Here is a 12,448-nt window from a genome sequence, read left to right as displayed (position 1 = left end):
CCTAGCCCCTCCTGAAGTAATAGCCTACTCCACGTTTGGTGAGTATATACTTAAAATCACCGGAGTCATCCTCAATTTTCTCCCTAAGTCGCCTTACTGTAACATCTACAGTTCTAATATCCCCGTAATACTCATAGCCCCATACCTTTTCAAGCAGCTGCTCTCTTGTGAATACCTGCTCTGCGCTTAAGGCCAGAAACTTTAATAGCTCGAACTCCCTCAAGGTCAAGTCAACAACATCTCCATTTTTCTTGACCTCATATCTGCTTATATCTATCTCAAGATCCTGAGATTTGATCTCTGCGGCTCCGTTTCCTGCAGTCAAGTCATAGTCCATCCTTCTGAGGTTTGCTTTGACCCTGGCTATGAGCTCTCTCATGCTGAAGGGCTTTACCATGTAGTCATCGGCTCCGAGCTCAAGTCCCAGAACCTTGTCAACTTCTTCCTCCTTCGCCGTCAGGACAATAACGGGAAATTTAAACGTCGGTCTGATCTCCTTCAGCACCTGAAATCCATCTTTCTTAGGCATCATGATGTCAAGTACAAGTAGATGTGGTTCCTTTACCTTGATTTTCTCCAGACCTTCTTCGCCGTCAAAGGCAAGCTCAACCTCAAAGCCTTCCTTTTCAAGGTTATACTTAATGATATCTCCTATGGCTTTTTCATCGTCTACGATCAGAATACGGTTGTTCATGGCAATCACTCCAGAATTGTCTATTTAGTAACTAAATTATCTCTTAATATACCAAATAAGTCAATCACTATAGCCCTGGGATCCGTCAACAGCCTTGAAATCAACATATCCTCCTTGCAATTGGGCTCTGCATGTATTATAATCATCATATCAAAAGGGAGTAGCTTGATAAATGACAGTCGTCAATACGGTCAAACCCGGCTGTCAAACTACCTGAGGTAGTAAGCAAGACTTTTGTTTGTGTATATCACGGGCAGGAGTCTTTTTTGTTTGCTTTAAGGGTATACATTAATAAGACTTATAAGAAAGAAGGGGTAGTATGGAATGGTATCAAAAGAGCCCTGAGGAGGTAGCACAGAGCTTAGAGACGAGCTTAACTGCAGGTCTTTCCTCAGAGGGTGCTCGATCTAAACTGGAGACCTTTGGGCCAAATGAGCTGAAGGAGCAGGAGGGTAAGAGCTTTCTACAAAAGCTGATTGCTCAGTTTTCGGATTTTCTGATCCTTATACTTATTGCAGCGGCACTTATATCTGTTTTCGTCGGAGAGGCAAAGGATGCAATCGTAATAATGTCCATCGTAGTAGTAAATGCGCTGCTTGGACTCTATCAAGAGGGTAAAGCTGAAAAAGCACTGGAGGCTTTAAAGAAAATGGCGTCCCCCACAGCCAAGGTCTTAAGGGATGGTAATCCTAAAGAGATTTCTTCAAGCCAGCTTGTCCCTGGTGATCTTGTCATCCTGGAGACCGGAGATATAATCCCTGCAGACCTCCGGCTTGTAGAAAGCTCAAACCTTAAGGTCGAGGAAGCTTCGCTTACTGGAGAGTCAGTTCCTGTTGAAAAGAGAGCTCAGGAAACTTATACAGATGTGGTCTCTCTTGGAGACAGGCATAATATGGCTTACATGAGCACCATCATAACCTACGGCCGTGGTAAGGGTGTTGTAGTTGAAACGGCTGAAGGGACTGAGATAGGTAAGATCGCGGCGATGATCCAGACCTTCGAGGAGGAGGCAACTCCGCTCCAGAAGAAGCTAAATCAGCTGGGAAAGGTCCTTGGCATGACTACAATTGCTGTGTGCGTGGCTGTATTTGGGATAGGTCTTCTTCAGGGCAGAGAGGTTCTTGAGATGTTCATGATATCCATTAGTCTTGCAGTTGCAGCAATACCAGAAGGCTTACCTGCTATTGTAACCATAGTTCTTGCAATCGGAATGAACAAGATGGTTGAAAGAAATGCGATAGTAAAAAAACTTCTTGCAGTGGAAACATTAGGTGCGACCTCTGTAATATGTACAGACAAAACTGGTACTCTGACTCAGAACGAAATGACTGTTGTAAAGGTCCTGGCAGATAACAAGCTTATAGAGGTAGAGGGGACTGGTTACGAGCCTGCAGGTGATTTCAAACTTGAAGGTAACATTATAACTACTAATGAATCGAGCGGCTTAAAGCTTTTATTGACGATAGCTGCGCTGGCAAATGATGCTAAATTGGATAACTCATCCGGTATGTATAGAATAATAGGTGATCCCACGGAGGGTGCATTGGTGACTCTGGCTGGAAAGGCAGGCATAGATTCGGCTGAGCTCAACCACATGTACAAGAGGATAGAAGAGATACCGTTCGATTCAGAGAGAAAAATGATGACCACATTCCATGATATGCCCAACGATGAGGGCGTATCCTCTTTTACCAAGGGAGCACCTGACATAATAATAGGCAGATGCAGCAGGATAATTCTGGACGGAAGGGTGCGTGAATTCACCCCAGAGCTAAAATCAGAGGTTTTAAAGGTCAACTCTGACCTTTCGAGAGCTGCGTTGAGGGTTTTGGCTTTTGCCTTTAAGGAATATGCTTCTCTTCCTACAGAACCTTCACCTGATTATAACGAATCTGATATGATATTTGTCGGCCTCACAGGAATGATCGATCCACCAAGACCTGAGGCCAGAGATGCAATTGCACTATGCAAGAAGGCCGGCGTCAATGCAATCATGATCACTGGAGACTACAAGGAAACCGCCTTTGCAATAGCTAAGGACCTTGGGATGGCAGATAACGAAGACCAGGCAATGATGGGAGAAAAGCTTGACGGAATAAGTGACGAGGAGCTTCAGGAGGTCGTAAAGAATACAAAGGTATTTGCAAGGGTATCGCCTGAGCATAAGGTGAGGATAGTATCAGCACTTAGAGCTAATGGCGATATAGCAGCCATGACCGGTGACGGTGTTAATGACGCACTTGCGATAAAGAAGGCTGATATTGGCGTATCGATGGGGATCACAGGTACTGACGTCGCTAAAAATACGGCTGAAATGATTCTTACAGATGATAATTTCGCAAGCATAGTAGCAGCTGTCGAAGAGGGAAGAATAATCTTCAGCAACATCAAGAAATTTGTATACTTTCTGTTGTCGTGTAATATAGGAGAAATCCTGTTGGTTTTTACAAGTATACTCATGAATCTCCCGGTCCCATTGCTTCCGATACAGCTTCTATGGCTAAATCTTGTTACTGACAGCTTCCCAGCTTTGGCACTTGGTGTAGAAAAAGGCGAGCCTGATATAATGAACCAGCCTCCAAGAAATCCCGATGAAGCAATACTTGATAAGAGAATGCTTGTTGGGGTAACCTTCCAGGCGATAGCAGTAGCTGCAGCATCACTTTCTGCATACCTGTTATCCCTAAGAATGTATGGTCTGGAAAATATTGAGGAAGCCAGGACAATTACCTTTGCAACGTTGATTGTAGCAGAGCTTTTAAGAGCTTATTCCAGCAGGTCACAAAAGTTTACTCTTGCAAAAATAGGAGTATTCTCAAATAAGTCCATGGTATATGCAACACTTGGCGCATTTATGCTACTTCTTGCAGTAATTTATATCCCGTTCATGAACGGTATATTCTACACCTTCCCACTGACCTTAGTAGACTGGGAAATAGTACTGTCATTTGCCTTCATACCTCTGGTAGTAGGTGAGCTGACCAAGGTAGTTATGGCGAAGCTTTCAAAGTAATAAAAAATCCGCATTAAAAAAGGAAGTCCGATTATTTTGGACTTCCTTTGTCTTTACCTGAAAATGTAGCTGTATGGATTTTTATGTGTCCCGTTGATCAAGACCTCAAAGTGAAGATGAGAGCCGGTCGATCTCCCCGAACTGCCCATGGTAGCTATTTGTTGACCTCTATATACTCTATCACCTGACTTTACAAGAAGCTTGCTATTATGAGCATATCTCGTCACATATCCATTCTCGTGATTGATCTCGATCAAGTAGCCATAGCTTCCCTTATATCCTGCAAAGGTTACCTTTCCTCCATCTGCTGCATAAACTGCTGTGCCCTTGCTGTTAGCTAAGTCTATTCCTTTGTGCATCCTTCCGTTTCTCATGCCATACGGTGATGATACTCTGCCTCTGGTAGGCATTACGAAGGATCCTACAGCTGCTGTCTTTGGAAGCTCCTTGGTACCCTGGGCAACTACCTCAGTCTTTGGCTCTTCAAGTATATTCTTCTCGATAATAACTTCTTCCACTAATATTCCATTATGTCTAATTTCCTCTGCCAGTACATCAGCCTTACCATTAACTCCCTTAATTATGATCTTCTTTTGGTTCTTATACAAAGAGTCGTCATTTTCAACCTTGGTCTCAAAATCTATGTCTGCAATATATTTGACTTCCTCATGAGTTACAACTGTCAATAGAGGTACTGGAACGAACAGCTTGACCTCGTCCCCTGGCTTTAGCTTAGCCGACGACAGCTCCGGATTTGCACTTTCAAGAGCCTCAACAGTAGTATCGTACATCCTTGCAATTATCCAGTAGCTCTCCCCTACCTCAACCACATGAGTTTTCATAGCTTCCTTACCCGCTATAATGGCCTCAATAGCCTTCTCAGGATCGGAAAGACTTCCAAAGCTTGTCTCTACCGGTTTTATATCAACGGTTTCAAGGAACTTGACCTCTTTGATAACGACATCTCTATCTTGCTCGTTTGATGACGTTGGAGCCTTAGTTGCGGAAGTAATTTGTAGTTCTCCCTCTGAAAGCTTAACTACATCCCCTGGTTTTAATCTGTCTGGATTAAGATTAGAATTTGCTTTCATAAGATCCATTGCAGATAAATTGTACTTCTTTGCAATAGTCCAGAAATTTTCCCCGGATTGTATCGTATGCGTCGCAGGCTCTTTTTGTGGTTCAGGCGCTGCAACCTCTGCTTCTTCGGCTGTCTCCTCGCCTTGAACTGCCGGGAGGTAAGGCTTTTTGATGGTGTCAAGAATATAATTGACTTCATCCTTTGACTTGAATATCCCCAGCCTCTCGCCGTCTATGTCCAGGCTGTAGCCTGTTACCTGCACGCTGATCCTGGTTTGTATATTTGACTTAAGCTCCCCATACTCAGTTAGCTCTTCGTCCTTGGCGTGTGTTGGCTGGAATGCCAGCTCCTTGTCCAATACGACTCCCATGTCATATGTACTGGATAATCTTTCCTCGATGTCGTCATAGGCTTTGACAGCCTCTTCCTCTGTTCTGACGACCCCTATTGGTTCATCTCCAAGATAAACCTCAAATGCCCTTGTTTTAGCCTCGTTTGCAGAATAGCTGGCAAAGCCGATACCCACTATCGAGGCTGCCACCATCAAAGCTATCAGTGCTCTGGTCATTCTATTTTTAAAAGAAAAAAGTCCTTTTAATCTCTCAAAGTTAAGTGTTGAAGAGCCGTGCTTCATCCAATAATCTCCTCCAAACCTTACCTTATTGATGCTTAGGTAATTTATTTTGTAACCAAATTGTAACATTCACGAAACCATTATACCAAGGCTGAGCGAATAATACAACTTTTTAAAGTCATCTCCAACAACTTGTACTCATACTTGGAATTGGACATTGATGGACCCCCTGCAGTAGTATTTGCAAGGGGTCCATAGTTGTCATATATTTACATTCTAAATTTTGATCAATTGTTACAAAAAATTTATAATTTAGCAAATGACAGAAAGCCTCTCCTCAGCCAGTTTGAACTCAACTTCCTCATCCTTTATTTCAAACAGCTCACCGTCAATATTCAATAAATAGCTGCCTTCTGCTTTTACTACGACTTTCTTAGCTGTATAGAACTCAACGTACTTTTCGTACTTAACGTGCTCTCCCTTGAATATGGTCGGAAAAAGCGTCAGTATCCTCAGGTTACTGATGTCCTTAACCACACATACATCCAACAGGCCATCGTCTACTTTAGCCATAGGTAAAATCATCATACCGCCTCCGTAGTACCTCCCATTTCCAACTGCTACGAGCGTGGCCTTTCTCACAATATGCCTTCCATCCACTTCAAATACCATCCTTTTGCTCCTGTAAACGATCAGAGCAGTTATAACTCCAAGTATATAGGCGGTCTTGCCCTTAACAAATCTCTTGATTTTATCAGTATGTCTAACCACCTCTGAGTCGAATCCAAGGCTGGATATGTTGAAAAAGTACTTATCCTTGACTTTCCCAAGATCGATTTCCATCGCTTTGCTCTGTATAAGCTTATTCAAAGCTCCATCAAGGTCTTCTTCAATTCCCAGTGACTTGCCAAGGTCATTCCCAGTTCCTCCCGGGATAATTGCCAATATGCCTCCACCTCTGTTTAATATTCCCCTCGCTACCTCATTTACAGTTCCATCCCCTCCAACCGCCACACAAATTTCCCACTCAGAGTTGGACTCGACTATCGTTGTTGCCTCACCAGGCTTGGTAGAGGTTACCATCTTGTATATCAAGCCATGTTCGTCCATTCTTGCTCTGATATGATCGACATATCCCAGAGCCTTGCCGCCTCCGGCAACAGGATTAACTAAAAAGAGATATTTGGACATTTTCCCCTCCTCTGTCAAAGGAATCCAATGGCTTTTCTCCCCTTACAGCTCTCTCTATTGCCATTCTCTCCTCAGGAGATATTGGGATGTTGGATTTCCCGTTCTTTACCTGCTTTGCAAAGCTTACGGATCTTTCTCTTCCATATATACTGGTAATAACGAAGCCATTGTTGTATGCATCTAAGAGTGCTATGGAAAAACTAAGATCACTTCCTATGTCTTCAAATGCATTGTATCGAATGAAACCGATTTTTTGCAGGGCGAAGGTAAGCTTTGTCTCAATTGAAAGTATATTGCTTTCTATAAGGTTTACATCCCTATTTAGACTTGATATATCTCTATTAAGCTGAATGATAAGATCCTCGAAGTTTACCCCTTCAAGATCCCTTGTCAACTCATAATACCTGTTTCTCTGCTTTCTTAGGCTTTTAAATGTTGCGGCAAGAAGGCCTGCCAAAACAACAAAACAGGCAGTCAGTATCAGTAGTATTGTATTTACATTATTTCCCATAAATTCAAGCAATGCAGTCATCGTTCCACCCTCTATATTTGTCTGGATATCTCCCTAAGCGCCTTAATGGCATGCTCGATCTCAATGTGGTCGTTAAAAATGCCGAAGCTGAACCTTACAGCTCCTTGTTCGGTAGTCCCTATAGTCTCATGTGCCAATGGAGCACAATGAAGACCCGGCCTTGCCAGGATCTCGTATTCCTCACTCAATATAAATGCAAGATGTGATGAGTCCAAGTCCCTAAGATTGAAGGCAGCTACCCCAATCTGTCCACCGGTATTTCCCGGCCCATAAAGCTTTAGTCCCTCAATATTTTTAGCTTCCTCCAAAAAGTGCTGTAATAGATCCTCTTCATGCTTTCTGATCTTCATAACACCTGTTTCATTGATGAACCTTATTCCTTCACCCAGAGCAGCTATCCCTGGTGCGTTGGGGGTCCCGCTCTCCAGCATATCTGGCATGATCTCGGGTTGGACCATCGAATAGGATGCGCTTCCCGTACCTCCGTAGGTCAGAGGTTTTACAGGAATTCCTTTCCTAATATAGATCCCACCTGTCCCCTGGGGTCCAAACAATCCTTTATGCCCTGGGAATGCGAGAATATCTATGTTGTCTTTGTTTACATCTATTGGTATTACGCCTGCTGATTGGGCAGCGTCAACCAGGAATGGTATACCCTTCGACTTTGCAAGCATCCCTACTTCGGTAATGGGCATGATCGTGCCCAGTAGATTTGACATATGAGTCATGACTATTAAGGAGGTATTTTCTTTAATTGCAGCTTCAATACCTTCCTTTGTTATTCTTCCTTTGTCGTCAGCCCAGACTATCGTATGCTCCACACCGAGTCTCTCAAGTGCCTTTATTGGCCTCAACACCGAGTTGTGCTCCATCGAAGTAGTTACGACATGGTCACCGGACTTTAGCATTCCTTGAATACCTATATTTAGACTCTCGGTGCAGTTGAAGGTGAAGGCTATATCCAAAGGATCCTCAATTCCAAATAGCTCAGAAAGCAGCTGTCGTGTATTAAAAATCTCTCTTCCCGCTCTAAGAGCAAGCTTATGGCCTGATCGCCCAGGATTTGCTCCATATTCCTTCATCGCTTCAAGCATTTTGTCATATACCCTCTGAGGCTTTGGATAGCTTGTTGCAGCATTATCAAAATAGTACATAATATCTCCTTCTTTTGCTTATGACAATCTTTTGTAGACTATCTCAAGCATTTCTTCCTTTAATTTCTTTCCCTCTTCCATCAAGGCATCCACACGACTCTCGATTTGAGACTTGTATTCCTGGTCCTTTATGCTCTTGAGATTGATGATGACGTTAAACAGAGCGCCCTCAAGGCCTGTGTATGCCAGTAGTGTACCTACTCCAACATCGGTGATCGCATTTACATTGCCATAGTTTGCAAAAACATCCTGAAGTCTCAATATTTCAAGGCACTTTTCAGCACATTTCAAAGGTACCTCCATTGCCTTATTATAGCCCTCCTGTATTGCATTGGCCCGGAGCTTTTTCTCCTCATCAGTTTCTTTTGGAAGCTTAAACGCCTGCATAACGTCATCAAAAGCAGTTGAATCCTCATCAACTATAAGGATCAGCTCTTCCATGAGCCTGTCGATGTTTTGAAAGGCCTCCTCCATTTTGACTTTTTCTTCATGCGGTACCTCGTCATATACCTTCTTTCCTATTGTAAGATTTCCAACCATATTGGTAAGAGCTCCCCCTAGGCTGCCTGCAAGCGCAGCAACGCTACCGCCTCCCGGAGTAGGGTTTTCACTTGAAACGCTTCTTACATATTCCTTGGCCGTTAATTCTATCAACATTATATGCACCTCCGTATTATCTTAAAATTTCATTATTCCCTCAAGCACGATCGAAGCTGATCCTCCTACCTTGACCTTGAATCCGGATTCTCCCTGGCTAATAAAGCAAGCTATTTGACTAGGTCTATTCATATATTGACCTTGTCTTACAAGAAGTCTCTCGCCCTTAAGGATATTGTTTGATTTCAAATAGTAAATCAATGCACCGTTCGACGTTCCAGTCGCAGCTTCTTCAGGTATTCCTACTGCAGGGGCAAAGTTTCTTGCAACAGCTTCGTCTTCCTGGTCCTTGTCCAATGCAAATGCATGAACTCCTGTAACCTTCAATCTATTACTAAGTACAGTCAATGCCTGATTATCGACATTTATGCTCTTAAGTATTTCTTCGTTTCTAACAGGCATTATTATATCTGGAAGACCAGTCGATACTATCTCAGACGCTGCATTCGTACCATCAATACCGATATCACCGACATTGATACCCATTGCAGCTGCAAGTTCATTTATCTCCTCAACCCTTCCAATGGCTCTTGGGGTGTCCTGCTCCATTACTATATACTGAGGCTCATAACCTGAAAATGCAATATCTACAGTAAGCGGCCCAAGCCTGGTCTCGATCCTTGCCTTCTTAGTTCCCTTTTCTATTGCCTTGATATACCTTTTTTTTGCAAGGGTATATATTCCTGCTATTGTTGCATGCCCGCAAAGATCAACCTCACATAATGGAGTGAAGTATCTTACCTTGAAGTAGCAATCCTCAAGCTGCCTTATAAACACAGTCTCTGAAAGATTCATCTCATTCGCGATCCGTTGCATGTCATCATCCTTAAGGCCTTTGGAGTTGGTCACTACTCCAGCAGGATTTCCTCCGAATGGAGTATTGGTAAAAGCATCAACCTGAAATATATTTACTTCCATAGTGCTCTCCTTTCGAAATGTTCCACGTGGAACATTAGCCTACAATCAAGTCAATAAGCCGTTCCAGGTCGTCATCATTGTAGTATTCTATTTCGATCTTGCCTGACTTCCTTCCGTGGTTGAGGGTAACTTTTGTCCCCAGTGCTCCCATCAGCTTTTCCTCCAGCTCAACCATAAAAAGTTCCTTTGACTTTTTATTCCTCTTAGACTTCTTCTTGGAAATCTTAGCCTTCTCTTCAGCTTCTCTTACATTCATGCCCGTTTGAATTATCCTATCAGCAGCCTTAAGTTGTTCTTCTCGATTCTTTATAGCCAACAGTGCCTTGCCATGACCACCGGTAAGCTTTCCTTCATATATATATCCTATTATCCGCTCGTCAAGGTTTAAAAGCCTTATGCTGTTGCTTATATAAGATCTGCTCTTCCCTACAGCCTTGGCAAGCTCTTCCTGCTTCAGGCTGTACTCGCTCATAAGTCTCTTATAGGCCTCGGCCTCCTCGATAGGATTTAAGTTTTCTCTCTGGACATTTTCTATAAGGGATATTTTTGCAGCTGTTTCCTCATCGATTTCTCTGATAATTGATGGTATCCTTACCAGGCCCGCAGCCTTGGCTGCCCTCCAACGTCTCTCACCAGCAATTATTTCATATCTATCATCTTTTTTCCTTAGTATTATTGGCTGTATGACGCCGTTTTCTTTAATGGAGGCTTTTAGATCGTTTAAAGCATCTTCATCAAAGATTTTTCTCGGCTGATCTGACTTAGGAAATATCCTGACTACCTCAACCTCCTCTACCGTCTCTGATGGATTAAGCTTTGCGTCGCTAATCAGTTCCTCCGCTTTTTCCTTATCCTGAATCAATGCAGACAGACCCTTACCCAGTCCCCTTCTCTTAGCGTTCATTTGATCCTCTCCCTTTAAGTTGCAATCCCTCTATCAATCCTGAAGGAATAAAAATTCCTCTGCGAGCTCCATATAGCTGTCAGCACCCTTCGATTTATTGTCATAGTCCATAATTGACAATCCGTAAGATGGAGCCTCAGCCAGTCTGACATTTCTAGGAATTATACTGGTATAAACCTTCCCTTTGAAAAAAGCCTTGACCTCCTCTACAACCTGAATCGATAAATTGGTCCTTCCATCGAACATGCTCAGCACGACGCCTTCCACTTCCAAGCCAGGATTGTAGCTCTTCTTGACGAGCTCGATAGTCTGGAAAAGCTGACTCACTCCCTCCAAGGCGTAGTACTCGCATTGTATTGGTATTATTACGCTATCTGAAGCAATCAAGCCTATGACGCTTAGTATTCCAAGGGATGGCGGGCAGTCGATAAATATAAAGTCAAACTCGCCTTTGATTTCTCCGATAATGTCCTTAAGAACTGTCTCCCATCCTTCCTTTCTGGCAAGTTCGATCTCCAGACCAGCCAACTGATTATTTGACGGTATGATCCTGACATTCTCCGCTGAGGTATCATAAATTCCCTCAACTATGGAGGCCTCACTGCTCAGGATGTCGTATATGATTACTTCAGCATCGTTTTTGTCTATCCCTAGCCCGCTGGAAGAGTTTCCTTGAGGGTCGATATCTATTAGAAGAACCTTCTTCCCAAGTTTTCCTAGACCCGCAGCAAGATTGATGCTGGTTGTAGTTTTTCCCACTCCGCCTTTTTGATTAAAGATCGCAATTACTTTTCCCATGCCAACACTCCTCCCGGCAAAATGATCCTCTTCATTCGGCATTCTGTTGATAACATAACGCCGGTCGCTTAAATGTAAGTGTTAATTAACTCGTTAGATATATAATAGCACATCCTGAACTCTTTTGAATAAAAATGTTCCACGGAATACATCTAAATGATGTTTCACGTGGAACATTTCCTCCTAACTCAGTGTTTTCAACTGTTTCAGGGCTACTTGATTGGAGATTTTCTTGGCTTTCCTCCACCTCTTGGGTACTTTGAGGATGTCTTCGTCAGTTTTTTTATCATAATCAAAGTGTGTTCTATGTCTGTTCCGGGGAATCTAATCTCTCTAATATCTTCAACAGATCCTCCCAGGGTTGAGATTGCCTTGCCTGCAAGCTTGATCTCATCCATCGCAGATGGACCTTTCATAGCTATAAACCAACCTCCCGGCCTTACGAATGGAATACAATATTCGCTCAAGGTATCAAGTGAAGCCACAGCCCTTGAAATGCAAACATCGAAGACCTCCCTGTAATCAGGCTTGCTGGCCAACTCCTCAGCTCGTCCATGGATTGCATTAATTTCCTTAAGGCCAAGCTCTTTTATTACCAGTTCAAGAAAGGTGATCCGTTTATTCAGGCTGTCCATTAAAGTAACCTTTAGCTCCGGATTCCAAATCTTAAGTGGAATTCCGGGAAATCCTGCTCCTGTTCCTATGTCGATAACTTTTTTGCTGCCATCGAATACTCCTGTCAAGGCGGGAGAGAGACTGTCGGCAAAATGCTTGATATCCATCTCATCATTATCTGTTATAGTCGTAAGATTTATCCTTTGATTCCAATCAAGTATCATTTCTTTGTACTTTAGAAATGCCTTAAAACCGTCTTCATTTAAGTCTATGCCCATTTCTCCAGCTGTACGTCTCAATACTTCGATGCTTATCAA

Annotated in this window: 11 protein-coding genes; 1 reads left to right on the top strand and 10 read right to left on the bottom strand. The window is 43.0% G+C overall.

The features are described from left to right. Window position 1: 1 nt before the first annotated feature. Window positions 2-694, bottom strand: a complete 693-nt coding sequence (locus AC4PHB_RS10555) for a response regulator (protein ID WP_492136385.1) — start codon at window positions 692-694, stop codon at window positions 2-4. 319 nt (window positions 695-1,013) lie between these two features. On the opposite strand from AC4PHB_RS10555, the gene AC4PHB_RS10550 reads away from it, so the two are divergent. Continuing rightward, entirely contained in the window at window positions 1,014-3,707 is a 2,694-nt protein-coding gene (locus AC4PHB_RS10550; protein ID WP_492136384.1) for a cation-translocating P-type ATPase, read from the top strand. 53 nt (window positions 3,708-3,760) lie between these two features. Here AC4PHB_RS10550 and AC4PHB_RS10545 read toward each other — a convergent pair whose 3' ends face one another. The 9 genes from AC4PHB_RS10545 to rsmG form a co-directional block, all read right to left on the bottom strand. After that, window positions 3,761-5,422, bottom strand: a complete 1,662-nt coding sequence (locus AC4PHB_RS10545; RefSeq protein WP_492136383.1) for a peptidoglycan DD-metalloendopeptidase family protein — start codon at window positions 5,420-5,422, stop codon at window positions 3,761-3,763. Window positions 5,423-5,674: 252 nt separating this feature from the next. After that, a complete protein-coding gene (locus AC4PHB_RS10540; RefSeq protein WP_492136382.1) occupies window positions 5,675-6,553 on the bottom strand; it encodes a diacylglycerol/lipid kinase family protein in 879 nt (292 codons plus the stop codon). Then, window positions 6,528-7,085, bottom strand: coding sequence for a DUF4446 family protein (locus tag AC4PHB_RS10535; RefSeq protein ID WP_492136381.1), 558 nt, complete (start codon window positions 7,083-7,085; stop codon window positions 6,528-6,530). The genes AC4PHB_RS10540 and AC4PHB_RS10535 overlap by 26 nt, the downstream gene beginning before the upstream one ends. 11 nt (window positions 7,086-7,096) lie before the next feature. Then, window positions 7,097-8,239 (bottom strand): aminotransferase class V-fold PLP-dependent enzyme, encoded by a 1,143-nt coding sequence (locus AC4PHB_RS10530; protein WP_492136380.1) that lies wholly within the window; start codon window positions 8,237-8,239, stop codon window positions 7,097-7,099. An 18-nt stretch (window positions 8,240-8,257) separates the two neighbouring features. Continuing rightward, the gene (locus AC4PHB_RS10525; RefSeq protein ID WP_492136379.1) at window positions 8,258-8,896 is read right to left on the bottom strand and encodes a cyclodeaminase/cyclohydrolase family protein; all 639 of its coding nucleotides are present in this window, start codon (window positions 8,894-8,896) and stop codon (window positions 8,258-8,260) included. 21 nt (window positions 8,897-8,917) lie between these two features. Then, window positions 8,918-9,814 carry a PhzF family phenazine biosynthesis protein gene (locus AC4PHB_RS10520; RefSeq protein ID WP_492136378.1) on the bottom strand — a complete coding sequence of 299 codons (897 nt, stop codon included), beginning with the start codon at window positions 9,812-9,814 and terminating at the stop codon, window positions 8,918-8,920. A gap of 34 nt (window positions 9,815-9,848) precedes the next feature. Next, window positions 9,849-10,718, bottom strand: a complete 870-nt coding sequence (locus AC4PHB_RS10515) for a ParB/RepB/Spo0J family partition protein (protein WP_492136377.1) — start codon at window positions 10,716-10,718, stop codon at window positions 9,849-9,851. A 33-nt stretch (window positions 10,719-10,751) separates the two neighbouring features. Continuing rightward, entirely contained in the window at window positions 10,752-11,516 is a 765-nt protein-coding gene (locus tag AC4PHB_RS10510; protein WP_492136376.1) for a ParA family protein, read from the bottom strand. A 212-nt stretch (window positions 11,517-11,728) separates the two neighbouring features. After that, the gene (gene rsmG, locus AC4PHB_RS10505) at window positions 11,729-12,448 is read right to left on the bottom strand and encodes a 16S rRNA (guanine(527)-N(7))-methyltransferase RsmG (RefSeq protein WP_492136375.1); all 720 of its coding nucleotides are present in this window, start codon (window positions 12,446-12,448) and stop codon (window positions 11,729-11,731) included.

It is taken from the genome of Gudongella sp. QWL-04 (assembly GCF_058683975.1).
The sequence above is the reverse complement of the archived record's forward strand: the minus strand, read 5'-3'. Positions and strand labels throughout refer to the sequence as shown.